The sequence below is a fragment of the Mycobacterium heckeshornense genome (assembly GCF_016592155.1).
GTDB classification, from domain to species: domain Bacteria; phylum Actinomycetota; class Actinomycetes; order Mycobacteriales; family Mycobacteriaceae; genus Mycobacterium; species Mycobacterium heckeshornense.
Genome location: NZ_AP024237.1, coordinates 3,431,159 through 3,449,755 on the forward strand (window position 1 = coordinate 3,431,159; position 18,597 = coordinate 3,449,755).

Sequence of the window (18,597 nt, forward strand, 5' to 3'; positions counted from 1 at the left end):
CCCGCTACCGCGTCAGTGCGGCCACCCGGTCGGACAACTCCTGCTGTGGCATGGCCGCCGTGGGGTTGTTGACGAAGGTGGAGGAACCGTCCGCCCTATAGAAGACATACGCCGGCTGCCACGGCACGTTGTAGCGCGCCCAGATCGCGCCGTCGGCGTCATTGAGGTTGGTGAAGTTCAGGTTGTATTTGGCGACGAAGTCCTGCATCGCCCCCACATCAGAGCGGGCCGCCACGCCCACAAACGTGACCGCCGGGTTGGCGGCCGCCACGTGGCTGACGCCGGGAGCTTCGGCGTTGCAGAACGGGCACCAGGGCGTCCAGAACCACAGCACGGCCGGCTTGCCCCGCAGGCTGGCCCCGGTGAAGGGGGCTCCGCTGAGGGTGGTGGCGGTGAAGTTCAACCGATCGTCGTCTGCCCTGGCGCGCGGTGCGACGCCCAACCCGAACGCCAGCGCGGCGGCGATGACACCGACGACCAACCCTTTGATCAAGACCGGACATTGAATTCTCATGGCAGACCTCTACTTTCATGCGCTGCTGCTGCCTTAACCACGCAAAGCTGGCCTGGTTTGTTCAAAAATTCGCCGATAATCCCGCTCGCTGTCACGACGTTTCGTCCCTGTTCAGCCGCCGGCGGCCAATTGGCCGCAGGCGGCACTGATTTCGCGACCTCGGGTGTCGCGTACGGTGCAGGAGATGCCCGTCCTGCGCACCCGGCGCACGAATTCGCGCTGCGCAGCCTTGGGGCTGGCGTCCCACTGGCTGCCCGGCGTCGGGTTGAGCGGAATCACATTCACGTGGGCCCGCCGTCCGAGCGCCCCACGCAGCCGCTCGCTCAGCAAATCCGCGCGCCAGGGTTGGTCGTTGACGTCGCGGATCAGCGCATATTCGATTGACACCCGCCGCCCGGTTACCTCGGCGTAGTACCGGGCGGCGCCGAGCGCCTCGCCGACGTTCCACCGCGTGTTGACCGGAACCAGCGTGTCGCGCAGCTCGTCGTCGGGAGCGTGCAGGGACAGCGCCAATGTCACGGCGAGGCGTTCGTCGGCGAGTTTGCGGATCGCCGGTGCGACGCCCACCGTCGACACCGTCACCGACCGCGCCGAGATCCCGAAACCGGAGGGCTCGATGATGCGGCGCACCGCGGCAACCACCCGCGCGTAGTTGGCCAGTGGCTCGCCCATGCCCATGAACACCACGTTGGACAACCGGTCCCCGAAGTCGTCGCGCAGCGCCGCGGCCGCGGCACGGACCTGTTCGAGGATTTCGGCGGTCGACAGGTTGCGGGTCAGGCCGGCCTGCCCGGTCGCGCAGAACGGGCACGCCATCCCGCAGCCGGCCTGCGAGGAGATGCAGACCGTATTGCGCTGCGGGTAACGCATCAGCACCGACTCGAATGTGGTGCCGTCGCCGGCGCGCCACAACGTCTTGCGGGTCTGGCCGGCATCACACGCGAGGACACGAACGGCGGTCAGCAGCTTCGGGAACATGGCGGCGGCCACCCGGTCGCGAACCGCTGCCGGCAGATCGGTCATCTGGTGCGGGTCGGCGGTCAGCCGGCCGAAGTACTGGTGCGCAAGCTGGTTGGCGCGAAACGCGGGCAGGCCCAGTGCCTCGACCGCGGCGATGCGCCCGGCCGCGTCGAAATCGGCCAGGTGCTGCGGCGGCACCTTGCGCCGGGGAGCCTCGAACACCAACTGTTGAGCCATGACGAGTCCAGTATCGGCGCGGCTAGGGCAGCAGCGTCAGCACGATCCAGGCCGCCACCGCTGAGGGCAGGAACCCGTCGAACCGATCCAGGATCCCGCCGTGACCGGGTAGCAGGCTGCCCATGTCCTTGATGCCGAGGTCACGTTTCACCTGGGATTCCACCAGGTCGCCCAGCGTGGCCGTGACCACGAGGACCAGCCCCAGCACCAACCCCGTCCACCACGGCTTCCCGGTCAGATAGACCACGCTCACCGTGGTCACCGCCATCCCGAGGACCAGTGAGCCAGCCAGGCCTTCCCACGTTTTCTTCGGGCTGATGGCCGGCACCATCGGGTGCCTGCCGAACAGCACGCCCGCCGCGTACCCGCCGACGTCGGAGGCGACGACACCGACCGCCAGCGAAAATGCCCGCCCGGCGCCGTCGTGCTGGTAAACGAGCAGAGCAGCAAACGAGGCGAACAGCGGAACCCAGGCGGCCAGCAACACGGTCGCCGACACGTCGCGCAGGTAATTCGCCGGGGCCGCATCGGGGCCGGGCGCCGTCGTGCGGCCGTGGCGGGTCAGCAACCGCCACATCATGCAGACCACCACCGTTCCGCCGAAGCCGGCCAGAACGCCGCGTGTGCCGAACGGCCAGCTCAGCCACAGCGTGGCCTGGCCGCCAACGACCAGCGGAACCAGCGGTAACACGTATCCGGCGACCCGCAGCTGCCGCGCCACCTCGAGCGTGCCCAGCAGCACACCGGCCGCGAGTATGCCGACGAACGCGTACCGGGCCCACACCAGGCTGGCGACCACACCGCCACCCAAAAGAACGCCCACGAGGATCGCGATGGGCAGATTGCGGCCGGCCCGAGAGGTCGTCTGCGCTGGCGGCGGCGCCGGCTCCTGGCGCGGACTGCCTGCACCTGTATCAGTGTCTGCCACGGACATGGTTTGCTGCTCGGCCGCTAGACCTCCAGCAGCTCGCCTTCCTTGTGTTTGACCAGTTCATCGATCTGGTTGACGTACTGGTGCGTCGTCTTCTCCAGGTCTTTCTCGGCTCGACCGACTTCGTCTTCGCCGGCCTCCCCGTCCTTGCGGATACGGTGCAGCTCCTCCATTGCCTTGCGACGGATGTTGCGCACCGAGACCCGCGCTTCTTCACCTTTGTGCCGTGCTTGTTTGACGAGGTCGCGGCGGCGTTCCTCGGTCAGCTGCGGCACGGCCACCCGGATCAGGGTGCCGTCGTTGGTGGGGTTCACGCCCAGGTCGGAGTTCCTGATGGCGGTCTCGATGGCATGAAGCTGGTTGGCCTCGTACGGCTTGATGACAACGAGCCGGGCCTCGGGCACGTTGATGCTGGCCAACTGGGTAATCGGGGTGGGCGCACCGTAGTAGTCGATGACGATCTTGGAAAACATGCCGGGATTGGCCCGGCCGGTCCGGATGGTTGCCAGATCGTCGCGGGCCACCGAAACGGCTTTTTCCATTCTCTCCTCGGCGTCCAGAAGAACCTCGTCGATCATCTCCGCCGCTCCTCCTCGTCAGGTGGTGACCAGCGTTCCGATCTTCTCACCCGCGACCGCACGGGCGATATTGCCGTCGGTCAGCAGGTTGAACACCAGGATCGGCATGCCGTTGTCCATGCACAGGCTGAACGCGGTGGCGTCGGCCACTCGCAGTCCGCGGTCGATGACCTCGCGGTGACTGATCACGGTGAGCAGTTCGGCGTTGGGGTTGACCCGTGGATCCTCGGCGAACACTCCGTCGACCGCTTTGGCCATCAGCACCACGTCCGCGCCAATCTCCAGCGCTCGCTGGGCGGCCGTGGTGTCGGTGGAAAAGTAAGGCAACCCCATGCCGGCGCCGAAGATCACCACTCGCCCCTTCTCCAGGTGACGGCGTGCCCGCAGCGGGATGTACGGCTCGGCGACCTGCCCCATGGTGATGGCGGTCTGAACGCGGGTGACAATGCCTTCTTTTTCCAGAAAGTCTTGCAGTGCAAGGCTATTCATTACAGTGCCCAGCATCCCCATGTAGTCGGAGCGGGTGCGTTCCATGCCCCGCTGCTGCAGCTGGGCGCCGCGGAAGAAGTTGCCGCCACCGATGACCACTGCGACCTGCACGCCATGGCGGACCACCTCGGCGATCTGGCGAGCCACCTGCGCCACCACGTCAGGATCGAGGCCGACTTGCCCGCCGCCGAACATCTCGCCACCGAGCTTGAGCAGCACGCGCGAGTACTTGGGCCGGTTCGACAGGTCGCCGCCCTCCGGTGGGACTGCCTGTATGCCGTTGGTGCCCGTCGGTTGCGGCTCGATCATCAGACTCCTCGTACCAGAGCGCCATCCCGGCGACCACACCCAGGACGGCAACCCGATCCTCCCGTATGGCCGTTCCCCGGGAGGTAATTGTGCGCCGAACGTGAAACCAGGGCGAAAATTGTGCCGATATTTCGCGGTGGCTGCACGCTCGCCGTCCAACTTAATACCCGTGGGCTGTGCCGTTGGCCCGGCGAAGCAGCGCCGACGCGGTCAGGGCCGCCCGGTCGAGGACGTGGCGAGTGTCGCGCACGACTTCGCGCGGCGGCCACCGGCAGCCACGTCCCCGCTATCACTGGCGTCCGACGACCCAGCGGGCGCAACAGCGAGCAAACTCACGGTCGAAGGCAGATACAAACGGGGACAAAAGCTTTGACCGCATCGGGTGAATAGGGCCCAAGAACGGCGGCCACCTCGCCGAGAGCCGCTGCGCAACAGCCCGACCGGCACCTGAACGCGCCGTCGGCCTACACCGCCTCGGCACATGTTTGAGTCCCCGGCGACGCGGGAATGCGGCCCTTGCGGCGGGGAAATCCATGAGCTCAACGACATGGCCTCGCGGTGCCGATTAGCAGCCAACGAGGAGGAAATCCATGGCGGAAGAAAACCGGAGCGGACCCGCAGAAGCCGTGAAGGGCGTCGTCGAAGACGTCAAGGGCAAGGCCAAGGAAGCGGTGGGGAACCTGGCCGGCCAAGACGAGCTGGCCCGTGAGGGCAAGGCCCAGCAGGAAAAGGCCCAAGCGCAGCGCGACGCCGCGAAGAAGGAAGCCGAAGCCGAGGCGGCCCGCGGCGGCGCGGAGGCTGCGGAGAAAAAGCAGCAAGCCCACCAGGATTAACCCGGTAGAAAAGACGGGCCCGGTCCCTGACAAAGGGACCGGGCCCGTCGGCTGCGCGGCGGCTCGCTGACGCGCCGCTCCCCCGATGTGGCAAAGGTCACCGTGTCGGTTCATCACCGGTTCACGATCGCCATGTTCAATCGGTTGGTGCCGGATCATCCCACCGGCGCGGGCGCAAAAGGTCAGCTAGGCGACAAGCGGCCTTTTCGGCGGTGCGGCCGCGCTCAGTTTTCACGCAAACTCGGTCGTTCAACCAACGATGGCGTGTCGTAGCGATGAGATATGCGGGGATCATCATGGACACACCAACGCGTTTGCTGCGCTGTGACGACGGCGGCGTACAGTCCGCGCGGACGCCGCTCACCGCGGGGTGGTCTGACCACCTGGGCTGGTTCAGTTTCTGTGCCGACGGCCGCTGGGTGTGGTCACCGCAGGTCGAGCAAATGCATGGGTATCCTCCCGGGACCGTTATTCCAACCACGGAATTGGTGCTGTCCCATGTTCATCCCGACGATTTCGCGCAGGTGGCCGACACTCTGCACGCGCTGCAGCGCACACCGCGTCCGTTCGGCTCGCAGCACCGGATCGTCGACGTCCGCCACCGCGTCCATGACGTGGTGGTCAGCGGGGCACCGTTCTACGACGAACGCGGATCGCTTCAAGGCATACACGGCTCGTATGTCGACATGACACCGGCGACAGACGGTTTCGGAGCTGGCAACCGATCCGAATACGCCCGGATGGCGGCACGCCTTCGTGTGGTGTCCAGAGACGGCCATACCGACGAGCAGCGGCAACGGGTTCGCGCGGCCACGCGCTGCTGAGCCGCCGGCAGTTTCGCTGCCCCTGTGCGACCGCTTGCCGATGCCGCGACACGGTGTGCTTGGCGGACTGGTTCGCCAAGGCCCCGAGATTGCCGCTTGTCGGCGCGAAATCCTTATCCGCCGCAAGCGGGTTCGTGATCACTGAACCACCGGACCGCGGCGCAGCCCAGGGCTGCGCCGCCGAGCCATCACGCAAGACGCAACCTCCCCGCGTCGATTGACGCGGGGAGGCGCCTTCAGCCGGTTATGTGTTGGTGGTCCAGATCAGCACGTCTTCGACTCCGTCGTTGTAGACGACGCCATCCGGCGGAGCGCCGGTCACGTCGAAGTAGATCTTCCCGCTGGCCTGCTGGCCCTGCGCGAGCGGCGCATCGGATAGGCCGTTTGGTGCCGGCTGCGGCGGAATGATCACCCGGTAGTTCTGACCGTTGCCTGCCCGGGCGTTGAAGTCTGCGACCAGCGGGGTGACGGTGCCGCTTTGCGCCACCGCGGTCACGTCGGCCTGCCAGATCTTCCCAGCGGGGGTGTAGCCCGGGATCACCACGTTGCTCGGTTGCAGGTTGCTGACCGTATAGGCGGTGACCAGCGGTCCATCCACCAACTGTTCGGTCGTGCCAAATCGCTGGATCGTCGGGTTGACGGCAGAAGCCGTTGCAGCAGTGAATACTGTGGCGGTCGATATTGCGGCAGCGCCGATTGCCGCCTTCAGGGCGGTCCTGGTGAACTTCACGCTATCTCCTCTCGATGGAGCCCAGCCTTTTGTTCGGGTTGTGAACGCGCTCAGGGCGAGGGCCACCGCGCGCTCAACTGTCCATAACCGGTCCGCAGCATCCTCAAACACCGACGGTCGAGGTTCCGTGCCAAACAGATCTCCGCGGTAAGCGCCCCGGCGTGGTCTCCGGACAAACGGTGATCACTCCCCAAAGCCGCCGCCGGGAGACGCGACCGTCACCGGTGCACCGGAACCTCCGCCGAGCCGACTGGCTGCGAAGTCCGCTCCCTTGTCGATGACGCCACCGTCTTGGGCGTATGCGTCGTGCGCGGCGAAATTCATCCCGTCAGAGCACACCGGATCCTCGGGAGCGCACACCTTTATGGTCTTGCCCTGAAACGCCGGGCCGATGACGACGGGCGGTTGGCCGAGGAAGTTCATGGCCCGCACGTTCGGCATGCCGAACAAGACGACCGCGGCGACGTGGTCAGCCACGCTGGGCGCCAGCGGTTTCGGCACGGTCGCCGGATCGACGCCATCGGGCACAGCCGGCGAGGTGGTGAAGCCCATCACCGCGGCGCCTTGGGAATAACCGCTGAGCACCATCTTGGTCTGCGGGCAGTTCGCCGCCATGGAGACAACGTGGGCGCCGGCGTCTCTGATGCCGTCGAGACCCGATGTGGCCCAATCGTCGCTGGCGGGGTAGTTGACCGGGTACACGTCGAGCGGCCTTCCGACACGGGAATTGAGAGCGTTGACGAAGGCCTCGCCGGTGGGACCGAGACCAGGAGGCTCGCCGGTGCCGCGGGCGAATACCACTTGTGTATCGGGGCATGGCTGTGCCGACGCGGATGGAGCGGACACAGCGGAAAGGGCGTATGCGCTAAGCCTGAATCCGTGGAAGGTCGGTCTTTGGTGATCGGCGTGTGAACAGTGAAAACGCCTTCCGAGCTGGGACAATAACGATTGTCGAAGTCGAAACAGTCCCTGCTCGGGAAGGCATTTCCAGTGCAATCAGCATACACGTTTAGCACCGAGTCCGCCGTGTTCGACGAGCAGAATTTGGTGTCGGCGGCGGGTTTGGTGCCGGTGCTGGAATTGGCTGAGCAGAGCGGTCTTTCGCGGTTGATCGGCGAGCACATCGATCTGCCCAGCACCCGGGTGGCCTCGGGCGCGGTCAATGCGGCCGGCAAGCTGACCACGATCATCGCGGGCATGATGTGCGGGGCGGACAGCATCGACGATGTGAATGTGCTGCGCGCCGGCGGCACGCCGCGGGTCTTCGATGAGGTGTATGCGCCCTCGACGCTGGGGATCTTCCTGCGCGAGTTCAGCTTCGGGCATTCCAACCAGCTCGCCGCGGTGGCCCGCGAGCATCTGGTGGCACTCGCGGCGCACACCCCGCTTTTGCCCGGCATCGAGCAGCGCGCGTTTTTAGACATCGACTCGCTGCTGCGCCCGGTCTACGGACACCACAAGCAGGGCGCCTCGTTCGGGCACGCCAAGATCGCCAGCCGCGCGCTGCTGCGATTGGGCCTTTCACCGCAGATCACCACGCTGTCGACCGCGCAGGCGCCGCCGGTGATTGCCGAGGCGCGGCTACGCAGCGGGCGGGCCGGCTCCGGGCGTGCGGCGGCCCGCCAAGTCAAGCAGGCCATCACCACCGCCCGCCGGTGCGGCGCGGGCACCATCATGCTGCGCGGCGACTCGGCGTTCGGCACCAAGAAGGTGATGGCCACCTGCGTTGCCGAAGGTATCGAATTCTCCGTGTCGGTGGCCCGAAACAAGCGCATCAGCACCGCCATCGCCGGCATCGGCGAGCACGCCTACACCCCGGTGCACTACCCGGGCGCGGTGGCTGACCCCGACACCGGCGCGCTGATCTCTGATGCCCAGGTCGCCGAAACGCCCTACACGCTGCGCCTGGGCGGCGGGCGCACGCTCACCGTCCGGCTGATCGTGCGCCGTGTCAAAGATGCCCGCTACCCCGACGCGCTGTTTGCGGTGTGGCGCTATCACCCATTTGTGACCAACTCCGATTTGCCCACCGCCCAGGCCGACATCACCCACCGCCGCCATGCCATCATCGAGACCACCTTCGCCGACCTCATCGACGGCCCATTGGCTCATATCCCCTCTGGGCTGTTTGCAGCCAATTGCGCCTGGCTGGCCTGCACGGTGATCGCGCACAACCTGCTACGCGCCACCGGCACCCTCGCCAGCGGTGAGCACGTCGTCGCGCGCGGTGCGACCCTGCGCCGCGACCTGGTCAACATCCCAGCCCGCTTCGCCGCGCCCGCCCGTAAGCCGATGTTGCACCTGCCCGCGCACTGGCCATGGCAGATCGGGTGGAAAACCCTGTGGAACAACATCATCGGTCACAGTCCGGCGATCCCACGAGCAGGGTGAACGCCACCTCCCGTGCCCAACTGCCATCCCAGGCCCGACCCCGAAGACACAGGAAAGCTGGTGCAGGCCAGCGGCTCAATTATGCCCACCCCATTCCCAACCGCCCCAATCGTGCAGAAACCAGCCCCGCGACGACACCAAATCACTCATCCACGGATTCAGGCTAAGGCCCGCCGCGGCGGCTGCCAGCGCGTAACCCGGGAAACGAAGCGGGGGACGTACATTCATGCCGCAGAGGTGCCCGGGCGAGTGCCGGGTTAAACGCGAATTTTCACCGAGATCGAAGCGGGCCGCGCAGGTTACCTCCCCTCGGCAAGCCGCGGTTTGGCGGACGAGTCGACGGGCGCACACATTGGCAGTTCGCCTCCGGTGGGCCCGCCGGCTCGTCACGGAAACGCTGCGAATGTGCGTCGATCTCATCACAGTTGCCCGAATCGTTTTCAGGGTACCTTTCATATTCATCTCGCGTGTTTGCTGTCATCGGGAAGGCGGTGCCGCTCTCTTCGCCGACTTCTGCTGTCAAACTGAGGTAGATGAATGGGTTTCGCAGTACGTCTGCTTCGTTTGCAGTTTGCTCCACCTGATTTGATAATTCCCTTGATCCGCGGGTTATCCGACCGGCTGAGCGTTTTGTTGTGTCTCGTTTCGGGTAGAGACTTGATCACAGACGTGCTGCGCCGGGCCACGCGCGCGCAGGCTGACCATCCCGGGCGTCGGGCGAGCCCAGCACTAGCGCACGACACGCGTTCGGCTGGTGGGGAGGTGGCCAGCATGGGAACTGCCGTCGATCACAGCGTCATGTCAACTGAGCCGCGGACTCTGCCGGAGCTTCTCCGGTTGCTCGGTGTAAACGATGAACCGGTGGCCAAACAGTGGGAGCCGATCACCACGTGGCTTGCCGAGAACCAGGCCAGTCCGCAGTTGTGGATGAGCCTGCTGGCCAACGGTTACGGTCTATTGCTTGAGCAGATGATTCCGACTTTCCATCGTCCAATTCCGCACCGGCGCATCACAACGGCCTCTGGCACGAAGGAGACGTTGCTCATCTGAAGTTCGTCGGGGCCGGACCGTCCCGCAAGTCGACATCCGACTTTGCATGCGCCGGCATGCTTCTAGATTTCTAACGGATGACTCCAGCGCAACCGGGCGAAGCGCGAAGCCGCGGTCCGCGCTAAGCCAAGTCGCATTGTTCTCAACGGCATAGGCGGCCGGATATGCGTCGGCGACGTCGTTGCCGCGCGGTGGTGTCAATCGCGAGCTGTCGACATAGCGCTCAATGCCGCCCGCCCGGCCTGAGCAGCTTGGCCGCGGGAGCGGCAAGCAAGGCATCGATCGCTTCCCACGCTTCAGCGACACCGGCTCGTGCGACGAAGATTCGACGACAAAGCACGACGGCGCCAGATCAGCGCTGACGGTAGCCGCGGTGCTCGGCCCGCCGGTCGGGCTATGTCCTGCCTCGGGTTGATCCGGTCGACGGACCGGCGTGGGCGCGCCACTTAGCGCGCACGGGCGCGACGGTTGGCCTTCTTGATCGCGTCGACGAGTTCGGACTTGCTCATCGATGACCGCCCGCGCACATCCAGTCGGCGCGCCACGTCGAGCAGATGCTTTTTGCTGGCGTTAGCGTCAACGCCTTCCGCCGACGGGGCCGTGTTCCGCGGGCCGCCGCGTTCGGCGGCCTTGTCAAAGGGGCCCTTCCGCGCCTTGGGCTCCCAGTGATCGCCGACTTTTTCGAACTCGTGCTTGAGTGCGGCATAGCCCACCCGGTGGGCCCGCTGCTCGCTGCCGTACTGTTTGGCGGCGGCGTCGTGCGCTTTTGCGAATGTCCGTTGCGCCTTGGCGCCGGAGCGCTGCAAGGTAGCGGGCAGCTCGCTCTTTTTGACCCCGCCGCCTTTGGTGGTCTTGGGCATGAAACCTCCGATCGTTGTGTGGTTACCTCATCCCGCCGCAGACTGCTGCGCCCTGGCGCAGGCCAGTTGGAGAAAATCGGCGCCGGCCAAAGCGGTAAAGCTGCGCGCAACCAACCGGGTCAGCCGCGGGGCAAAAATCAGGCCGGTGACCAATGCGCTGGCCACCCACATGTCTAGGCAGAACGGGCAGGTCATCAGCTCGCCCAGGCTGTGGCGCAGCCGGCTGCCGTGACAGGTTTCTTCTAGCACCTCGGCGGGACCGGCAGTGCCCGCGTAGCGGAGCAAACGGCGCCCGTAACGGGCTGGTCACCGCGTCCTTGGCCATCGTCCGCGAGAGTTTGTGAGTACCAAACGTGACCGTGATCAGGTCTTGACCATGCCACCGGTCGGGCAGCCTGCGACCGGTCGCGGCGGCGACGATCGCCGTCACGGCCGCCAGCATGGCGTCGAGGCCCAGGACTGCCAGGTATCCGCTCAACGGCTGCGGGTTGTTCCCGCGATAGGCGTCGGCTTCCTGCCGCGCACGCTCGGCCGCCGCCGCGGTGGCTTGGCGTAACTCACTCACCGGCACTCCTTCGTCGGCGCCCGCTCCCGCACGCCGGTTACCCGAAGTCGACCCCCGGCAATCCAGCGCCGGCTGCCGCCCGGCCCGGGGCGGCTGATTTCGGGGACGTCGCCGGGGTATCCAATGAGCCGGCGCAACGAGAGGACAGGTTGTCGTGGCCGCATCCACCGCCGACGGGCACGAGTGTGCTGTTCGACCTCGACGGCACGTTGGTCGATTCCAACGTTCACCTTGCGGTAGACCCCGCCGGATGCGTGCGGCGACGAAGCCCAGCAAGCGCCTAACCGCTATTTCGGCGACGTCGAGCCGGTTCAGCGCACCTCGCCGGTACCCGCGACTTGCTCGAGGCCATCGCTTCGCGGTGACGGCTGCCTGAATGGTCAGGTGGGCGGCTCCCCGCAGTGGTACCACTTGGAGGTTCGGCCGGTGGACTAGCGGTGTTTTCCACGGGGCTTGTCGGCCGCGGCCTGAATGCGGCGCCATGGCTGCGCCTCTTCGAGTTCGTAAGCCAGTGCCAAGAGCCTCGCTTCGCACCCGATGTCGGCCGAGATCATCATGCCCACCGGCATGCCGGTCGCGGACTCGGCCAGCGGTAGCGAGATCGCCGGCTCGCCCGTGACATTGTGCAGCGGCGTGAACGCGACCCAGTCGCGCATCCGGCCCATGATCTGCTCGTAGTCCCCGGTTGGGTCAAGGTGGCCGATTCGCGGCGTCTCCTCGGCCAGCGTTGGCGTCAGCACTGCGTCATAGGTTTCGGCGAAGCGGGCAGTGTGCCGCCGCACGCCCCGCAGCCGCAGTACTGCCAACGGGAGCCGATGCAGGTTGCGCCGCGCGTGGCGGGCCAGACCCAGCGTCAGGTTGTCCAACCGGGCGGGATCGAACGTGTCGCCGAACCGGCGCCGGCTGATGTACAGCTGCCCAAGCGCCAGCAGCGCCCAATACAGCACGAAGTCGTCGGCGAAAGTCGAAGGCACTGGCGGGTTTTCGACATGCTCCACGCGGTGACCCAGTTCCTCGAGCAGTCGCGCCGACTTCAGGGTCAGCTCGCGGATCTCGGGGCTGCATTCACGATCCACCGAACGCGTCAGCACGGCGATCTTCAGCCGCTGCCTGCCGGGATGGGTGACGTCGCCGATCGGCGGCAGGTTGGGCTGACGCCACATGCGCTCGGCTTCCCGGTGAAAAGCCGCGGTGTCGCGCACCGATCGGGTCAGCACACCGTTGGCGACCAGGCGTATCGGCATGCGGCGCAGGTCCTTGTCCACCGGAAGCCGGCCGCGTGACGGCTTGAGGCCCACCAGCCCGTTGCAGGCGGCGGGGATCCGGATCGAGCCGCCGCCGTCGTTGGCGTGGGCGATCGGCACCGCGCCAGCGGCGACGAACGCGGCCGAACCCGACGACGAGGCACCCGCGGTGTAGTCGGTGTTCCACGGGTTGCGGACCGGTCCGAGCCGAGGGTGCTCGGCGGATGCGCTGAAGCCGTACTCGGACATCTGCGTTTTTCCCAGCGCGACGAGGCCGGTCCCCAAATACAGCCGGGTGAACTCGCCGTCCCTGGCAGCCCGGCGCGGCACCCACGCGTCGGTGCCCTCCATCGTCGGCAACCCGGCGACGTCGACGTTGTCTTTGACGAAGGTCGGCACCCCGCTGAAGAAACCGGCCCGCGGGGCTGCCGCGACGGCTCGCGCCTGGTCGAACGCTTGGTAAGCCAGGCCGTTGAGGGCGGGGTTGACGGCCTCGGTGCGGGCGATCGCCGCCTCGATCACGTCCGCCCGCGCAAGCTGCCCGGTTCTGATCGCCTCGGCGAGGGCGACCGCGTCGAGATCCCCGAGGGCGTCGTCGCCGAAGGCGTGCACATGTCGCATACGCCGACGCTACTGCTGACCCACCTCGAATCGGACGAAACGTGTCACGGTCACGCCGGCCTCGTCAAGCAGCGCCTTGACGGTCTTTTTGCTGTCCGACACCGACACCTGGTCAAGCAGCACGGCATCCCTGAAGAAGCCGCCCAGCCGGCCCTCGACGATCTTGGGCAGCGCCTGCTCGGGTTTGCCTTCGGCCTTGGCGGTCTCCTCGGCGATGCGGCGCTCGCTGGCCACCACGTCGTCGGGCACGTCGTCGCGGCTGAGGTAACGGGCCCGCAGCGCGGCGATCTGCAAGGCCACCGTGTGCGCAGCCTCCTTGGCCTGGTCTCCCGTGCCGGTGTATTCGACCAGGACCCCCACCGCGGGCGGCAGGTCGGCGGCCCGCTTGTGCAGATAGGTCTCGACGGTGCCGTCGAAGTAGGCGACCCGGCGCAGCTCGAGCTTTTCACCGATCTTGGCCGACAGGTCCGCGATGGCCTGCTCGACGGTCTTCCCGCCGATTTTGGCCGCCTTGAGCGTGTCAACGTCGGTTGTCTTGGACGCCGCCGCGGCCGCCACGATCTGATCGGCCAGCGCACCGAATTCGGCGTTTTTGGCGACGAAATCGGTTTCGCAGTTGAGCTCGATCAGTGCGCCGTCCGTGGCGGCGACGAGACCTTCGGCGGTGGCCCGCTGCGCGCGTTTGCCGACATCCTTGGCACCCTTGATGCGCAGCGCCTCGACGGCCTTGTCGAAGTCACCGTTGGCGTCGGCCAGCGCGTTCTTGCAGTCGAGCATGCCTGCGCCGGTCAGCTCCCGAAGCCGCTTGACGTCGGCAGCGGTGTAGTTCGCCAATGCTCAGCCTTTCCTAGGAGGGGTCGGTGGTCTGTTCGGTTGCGGTGTCGGCGGCGATCGGTTCCGGGGCCGGCGTTGTTGCGGCCAGGAGTTCCTGCTCCCATTCCGGCAGCGGCTCGGCAGCTTCGGCCTCGGGCTTGCCGTCGCCGCGGCCCAGGCCGGCACGGGCCTGCAGGCCTTCGGCCACCGCGGAGGCAATCACCCTGGTCAGCAGCGCGGCCGAGCGGATCGCGTCGTCGTTGCCGGGGATCGGGTAGTCGACCAGGTCGGGATCGCAATTGGTGTCGAGGATCGCGATCACCGGGATGCCCAGCTTGCGGGCCTCGCCGACGGCGATGTGCTCCTTGTTGGTGTCGACGACCCAGATCGCCGACGGCACCTTGTTCATGTCGCGGATACCGCCCAGGCTGCGTTCCAGCTTGTTCTTCTCCCGGACCAGGCCCAGCACCTCCTTCTTGGTGCGGCCCTCAAAACCCCCGGTTTGTTCCATCGCCTCGAGCTCTTTGAGGCGCTGCAACCGCTTGTGCACGGTGGCGAAGTTGGTGAGCATGCCGCCCAGCCAGCGCTGGTTGACATATGGCATGCCGACCCGGGTGGCTTCGGCGGCGATCGATTCCTGTGCCTGCTTTTTGGTGCCGACGAACAGGATGGTCCCGCCGTGCGCCACCGTCTCTTTGACGAACTCGTACGCCTTGTCGATGTAGGTCAGCGTCTGCTGCAGGTCGATGATGTAGATGCCGTTGCGGTCGGTGAAGATGAACCGCTTCATCTTGGGGTTCCAGCGACGGGTCTGATGCCCGAAGTGGGTGCCGCTGTCGAGCAGCTGCTTCATGGTTACAACAGCCATGGCCGGCCAATGTCCTTATGTGTCGGTTGTCGCCCGGCGTCGGGTGAAGCCGGGCCCTGGCGTCTGCACGATGCCGCACCCACCTGACTTTTGGCGGGACCGCGCGGCATCCGGTTGGCGGCAGACACGCGAAGTCAGCCCGCTGCTGCGGGCTGCGCCGACGAGTTTACACGCCGGTACCTGGTGGTTTGTCCACAGCCTGCCTGGCGCGCGGGTTCGCACCGAGGTGCACTGGGCGCGTGCGATGCGTTGCGATGCTGGCGGTGGCGTTACTGTGCGCAGCCCGGGCCGTTGCCGACGACACCCGGCTGGACTGGCCACTGCGGCCGCCGCCGGCCGTCGTGCGCGTGTTCGATGCGCCGTCGCCCAACTGGCATCCGGGGCATCGCGGGGTCGACCTGGCCGGTGTGCCGGGCCAGCCCGTCTATGCGGTCGGCGCGGCGACCGTGGTGTTCGCCGGTCTGTTGGCGGGACGACCGGTAGTGTCGCTGGCCCACCCGGGTGGTTTGCACACCAGCTACGAGCCGGTGCAGGCCATTGTGCGCGTCGGCCAACCGGTGGCCGCGGCGACCGTGATCGGCCGGCTGGCGGCGGGCCACCCCGGCTGCGGCGCGGCGGCGTGTCTGCACTGGGGTGCGATGTGGGGGCCGGCGGCCCGCGCCGACTATGTCGACCCGCTGGGGTTGCTGGCCTCGACGCCGATCCGGCTCAAGCCGCTGCGCTAGCTGCGGCGCCGGTCACGCGCGCGGATGGGCTTGATCGTGGACCTTGCGCAGTCGCGCCACCGAGACATGGGTGTAGAGCTGGGTGGTGGCGAGACTGGAATGCCCGAGCAATTCCTGCACGACGCGCAGGTCGGCCCCGCCTTCGAGCAGGTGGGTGGCCGCGCTGTGCCGCAGTCCGTGCGGGCCGATGTCAGGCGCGCCGGTGACCGCGGCGACGCTCTGGTGCACCACCGTGCGAGCCTGGCGCACGTCGAGTCGTCGACCCCGGGCACCGAGCAGCAGCGCGGGCCCGGATTCGGCGGTGGCCAGGGCTGGGCGTCCGTCGGCCATCCACGCGCGCAGCGCCTCGGCCGCCGGCTCACCGAACGGAACGGTGCGCTGCTTGTCGCCTTTCCCGAGTACCCGCACCAACCGGTGCCCGAGGTCGACGTCGTCAATGTCCAGGCCGCACAATTCGCTGACCCGGATACCGGTGGCGTAGAGCAACTCGACGATCAACCGGTCTCGCAGAGCAAGCGGATCACCTTGCTGCGAAGCAGATTTCGCAGCAGCCATGGCAGCCAGCGCCTGATCTTGGCGCAGCACCGCCGGGAGCGTACGGCGCGCCTTCGGCACTTGCAGCCGCACAGCCGGATCGCTACCGAGCAGGCCGCACCGCAACGCCCATGCGGTGAACGCCTTGACCGCCGAGGTGCGGCGGGCCAGCGTGGTGCGGGCCGCACCGGCGGTGGCTTCGGCCGCCAGCCAGGACCGCAGCACCGCCAGGTTCAGCGCCTCCAGGCCCGAGCCGGGGGCCTGCTCGGCCAAAAACGCGAACAGCGAGCGCAAGTCGCTTAAGTATGCGCGACGGGTGTGGGCCGACCGGCCCCGTTGCAGCGCGAGATACTCGGCGAACTCGTCGAGGATGGCTTCGATGTCAACCGCCACCCCCTTACCGTCGCAGACTTATCCGGGCGACCTGGCCAGGCGCGGCGTGTGTCGCGATCAGAGAACCGGCTAGCTGACCGGTCGCAGCGCAGCCGGGGTGAGATCACTCAACGCGGGATAGCCGTCGACGGCCATGATGAGGTCGGCTTCGGCCAGCAGCGCGCGCAGCACGTGAACGACGCCGTCGATTCCGCCGAGGGCCAGCCCGTAGGCGTACGGACGCCCGATGCCGACTGCGGTCGCGCCCAGCGCCAGGGCCTTGATGATGTCCGCGCCGCTGCGCACGCCCGAGTCGAACAGCACCGGCAGCCCGTCTGCGGCCTCCACCACGCCCGGCAGACAGTCCAGCGCCGGCAGACCGCCGTTGGCTTGGCGCCCGCCGTGGTTGGAGCAGTAGATGGCGTCGACGCCACCATCCTTGGCGCGCCGGGCGTCGTCGGGGTGGCAGATGCCCTTGACGATCAGCGGCAGCTTGGTCAGCGACCGCAGCCACGGCAGGTCATCCCACGTCAGCGCATTGCCGAACAGTTGAACCCAGCGCAGCACGGCGCCCTGGGGATCTTCCTCCGGCGGGCGTTTCAGGCCGGCGCGAAAAACCGGATCGCCGGTGTAGTTGCTCAGGCAATGCCCCCGCAGTTGCGGGAAGTTCGCCGTGCTCAGATCCCGCGGCCGCCACCCGGGCACCCAGGTATCCAGTGTGACCACGATGCCCTTGTAGCCCGCGGCTTCGGCGCGGTGCACGAAGCTGGCCGCCAACTCCCGATCCGTGGGTGTGTACAGCTGAAAAAAACCTGGGGTGTCGCCGAATTCGGCGGCCACCTGTTCGAGCGGGTCGGCGGTCAGGGTCGACACCATCATGGGAACACCGGTGCGGGCGGCCGCGCGGGCGGTCGCCAGGTCGCCGTGACCGTCTTGGGCACAGATGCCGATGACCCCGATGGGCGCCATGAACACCGGTGACGGCAACGACAGCCCGAACAACTCGACGGATAGGTCGCGGTCCTGGGCACCGACGAACATCCGCGGGATCAGGCCCCAGCGCTCAAATGCGGTGCAGTTCGCCCGCTGGGTGCGCTCGTCGCCGGCGCCGCCCGCGACATACGACCACACCCATGGCGGCATCGCGGCCCGGGCGTTGGCCTCCAGCTCGGCGAAGGCCATGGGCAGCGACGGGACGACGCCCGCTAGACCCTGGAGGTAGATCTCGTTCTGGTAATCGGAGAACGCCACAACATTGAGGATGCCAGGCGCGATCAGTCCGCGACCCCGGCCGCCTCGGCTTCGGCGAGTTCCTTCTTCCACTGCCGAAACGTTTCTTCGGTGCGGCCGCGCCGCCAGTAACCGGAGATCGACGCCCATTCCGCGTCGACTGCACGGTCCTTGCGGATGTAGGGGCGAAGATTGTGCATGACAGCCTGGGCTTCTCCGTGGATGAAGACGTGCACCTGACCGGGCAACCATTGGGTGGTCTTGACCGCCTCGATCAGCGGCGCGTGGTCGCCGGCGCGATCCTCGGGCACCAGATCGGCGCGCCCACCACGGTATATCCAATTCACCTGTACCGATTTCGGTGCGGCCAGCGCGATCTCGTCTTCGGGTCCGGAGATCTCGATGAATGCCTTACCAACCGCGTTGTCCGGCAACGCTTCTAGAGCAGCGGCGATGGCGGGAAGGGCGGATTCATCGCCGGCCAGCAGATGCCAGTCGGCGGAGGGGTCTGGGGCATAGGCGCCGCCGGGGCCCATCAAATACATCGGCTGACCGGGCTGCGCCGTGTCCGCCCAAGGCCCGGCGACCCCGTGCTCGCCGTGCACCACGACGTCGATGGTCAGCTCGCCGACCACCGGGTCTGCACGGCGAACGGTCATCGTGCGGATCAGCGGCTGCTTGTCGGCAGGCAGACCGGCGAAGCTGTCCAGCGTCAACGGACGCGGCAGCTCGGCCACATCGACGTCGTCGGCGACGAATACCAGCTTGACATACGAATCGGTGAATTCGTTCGGTGCGAACGTGTCGAAGCCGCTGCCGCCGAGCACTACCCGCACGAGATGCGGCGCGAGTTGTTCACGCCGCACCACTTCGAAGGTGTGCACTGGTCGACCCGCCACATCGCCTCCCTCCAGAGCGG

18 protein-coding genes and 2 pseudogenes are annotated in these 18,597 nt (G+C 67.0%); 5 read left to right on the forward strand and 15 right to left on the reverse strand.

Annotated elements, in window-relative coordinates; all coding sequences use genetic code 11:
* Positions 1–4: 4 nt before the first annotated feature.
* The 5 genes from MHEC_RS16515 to pyrH all read right to left on the reverse strand — a co-directional run bounded on the left by MHEC_RS16515 (position 5) and on the right by pyrH (position 4,018).
* Positions 5–514 carry a protein disulfide oxidoreductase gene (locus tag MHEC_RS16515; protein WP_048893684.1) on the reverse strand — a complete coding sequence of 170 codons (510 nt, stop codon included), beginning with the start codon at positions 512–514 and terminating at the stop codon, positions 5–7.
* 111 nt (positions 515–625) lie between these two features.
* Positions 626–1,711 (reverse strand): dual-specificity RNA methyltransferase RlmN, encoded by a 1,086-nt coding sequence (rlmN, locus tag MHEC_RS16520; protein WP_048893685.1) that lies wholly within the window; start codon positions 1,709–1,711, stop codon positions 626–628.
* A 22-nt stretch (positions 1,712–1,733) separates the two neighbouring features.
* On the reverse strand, positions 1,734–2,639 hold the full coding sequence (locus MHEC_RS16525; RefSeq protein ID WP_172442136.1) for a phosphatidate cytidylyltransferase: 906 nt from the start codon (positions 2,637–2,639) through the stop codon (positions 1,734–1,736).
* A gap of 23 nt (positions 2,640–2,662) precedes the next feature.
* Entirely contained in the window at positions 2,663–3,220 is a 558-nt protein-coding gene (gene frr, locus MHEC_RS16530; RefSeq protein WP_048893687.1) for a ribosome recycling factor, read from the reverse strand.
* Between the two features lie 18 nt (positions 3,221–3,238).
* Positions 3,239–4,018, reverse strand: a complete 780-nt coding sequence (gene pyrH, locus MHEC_RS16535) for a UMP kinase (protein ID WP_048893688.1) — start codon at positions 4,016–4,018, stop codon at positions 3,239–3,241.
* A gap of 590 nt (positions 4,019–4,608) precedes the next feature.
* On the opposite strand from pyrH, the gene mbp1 reads away from it, so the two are divergent.
* Positions 4,609–4,851 carry a microaggregate-binding protein 1 gene (mbp1, locus tag MHEC_RS16540; RefSeq protein WP_048893689.1) on the forward strand — a complete coding sequence of 81 codons (243 nt, stop codon included), beginning with the start codon at positions 4,609–4,611 and terminating at the stop codon, positions 4,849–4,851.
* 296 nt (positions 4,852–5,147) lie between these two features.
* A complete protein-coding gene (locus MHEC_RS16545) occupies positions 5,148–5,675 on the forward strand; it encodes a PAS domain-containing protein (protein ID WP_082170033.1) in 528 nt (175 codons plus the stop codon).
* A 244-nt stretch (positions 5,676–5,919) separates the two neighbouring features.
* Here the strand turns inward: MHEC_RS16545 and MHEC_RS16550 are convergent, their stop codons facing one another.
* Complete coding sequence (locus tag MHEC_RS16550; RefSeq protein WP_048893691.1) at positions 5,920–6,405, reverse strand: MPT63 family protein; 486 nt, start codon at positions 6,403–6,405, stop codon at positions 5,920–5,922.
* 183 nt (positions 6,406–6,588) lie between these two features.
* Positions 6,589–7,251, reverse strand: a complete 663-nt coding sequence (locus MHEC_RS16555) for a cutinase family protein (RefSeq protein ID WP_071700593.1) — start codon at positions 7,249–7,251, stop codon at positions 6,589–6,591.
* A gap of 144 nt (positions 7,252–7,395) precedes the next feature.
* Between MHEC_RS16555 and MHEC_RS16560 the strand changes: the two genes are divergently transcribed.
* Entirely contained in the window at positions 7,396–8,796 is a 1,401-nt protein-coding gene (locus MHEC_RS16560) for an IS1380 family transposase (protein WP_048893886.1), read from the forward strand.
* 771 nt (positions 8,797–9,567) lie between these two features.
* A complete protein-coding gene (locus MHEC_RS16565) occupies positions 9,568–9,846 on the forward strand; it encodes a hypothetical protein (RefSeq protein WP_071700523.1) in 279 nt (92 codons plus the stop codon).
* Between the two features lie 446 nt (positions 9,847–10,292).
* Here the strand turns inward: MHEC_RS16565 and MHEC_RS16570 are convergent, their stop codons facing one another.
* The 5 genes and pseudogenes from MHEC_RS16570 to rpsB form a co-directional block, all read right to left on the reverse strand.
* Positions 10,293–10,706: a ChaB family protein gene (locus MHEC_RS16570; RefSeq protein ID WP_048893349.1), complete on the reverse strand. Its 414-nt coding sequence runs from the start codon at positions 10,704–10,706 to the stop codon at positions 10,293–10,295.
* A gap of 27 nt (positions 10,707–10,733) precedes the next feature.
* Positions 10,734–11,271, reverse strand: a pseudogene (locus MHEC_RS24470) (DUF1360 domain-containing protein).
* A 431-nt stretch (positions 11,272–11,702) separates the two neighbouring features.
* Entirely contained in the window at positions 11,703–13,136 is a 1,434-nt protein-coding gene (locus MHEC_RS16580; RefSeq protein WP_048893348.1) for an amidase, read from the reverse strand.
* Positions 13,137–13,145: 9 nt separating this feature from the next.
* Entirely contained in the window at positions 13,146–13,970 is an 825-nt protein-coding gene (gene tsf / locus MHEC_RS16585; protein WP_048893347.1) for a translation elongation factor Ts, read from the reverse strand.
* 13 nt (positions 13,971–13,983) lie between these two features.
* Positions 13,984–14,817: a 30S ribosomal protein S2 gene (rpsB, locus tag MHEC_RS16590; protein WP_048893346.1), complete on the reverse strand. Its 834-nt coding sequence runs from the start codon at positions 14,815–14,817 to the stop codon at positions 13,984–13,986.
* Positions 14,818–15,071: 254 nt separating this feature from the next.
* Between rpsB and MHEC_RS16595 the strand changes: the two are divergent.
* Positions 15,072–15,536: pseudogene (locus MHEC_RS16595) on the forward strand (M23 family metallopeptidase); the annotation flags it as partial.
* Positions 15,537–15,554: 18 nt separating this feature from the next.
* On the opposite strand, the gene MHEC_RS16600 reads toward MHEC_RS16595, so the two are convergent.
* The 3 genes from MHEC_RS16600 to MHEC_RS16610 all read right to left on the reverse strand — a co-directional run bounded on the left by MHEC_RS16600 (position 15,555) and on the right by MHEC_RS16610 (position 18,577).
* Complete coding sequence (locus tag MHEC_RS16600) at positions 15,555–16,457, reverse strand: tyrosine recombinase XerC (RefSeq protein WP_048893354.1); 903 nt, start codon at positions 16,455–16,457, stop codon at positions 15,555–15,557.
* Positions 16,458–16,538: 81 nt separating this feature from the next.
* The gene (locus MHEC_RS16605) at positions 16,539–17,699 is read right to left on the reverse strand and encodes an alpha-hydroxy-acid oxidizing protein (RefSeq protein ID WP_048893344.1); all 1,161 of its coding nucleotides are present in this window, start codon (positions 17,697–17,699) and stop codon (positions 16,539–16,541) included.
* Positions 17,700–17,722: 23 nt separating this feature from the next.
* On the reverse strand, positions 17,723–18,577 hold the full coding sequence (locus MHEC_RS16610) for a siderophore-interacting protein (protein ID WP_048893343.1): 855 nt from the start codon (positions 18,575–18,577) through the stop codon (positions 17,723–17,725).
* Positions 18,578–18,597: the final 20 nt, after the last annotated feature.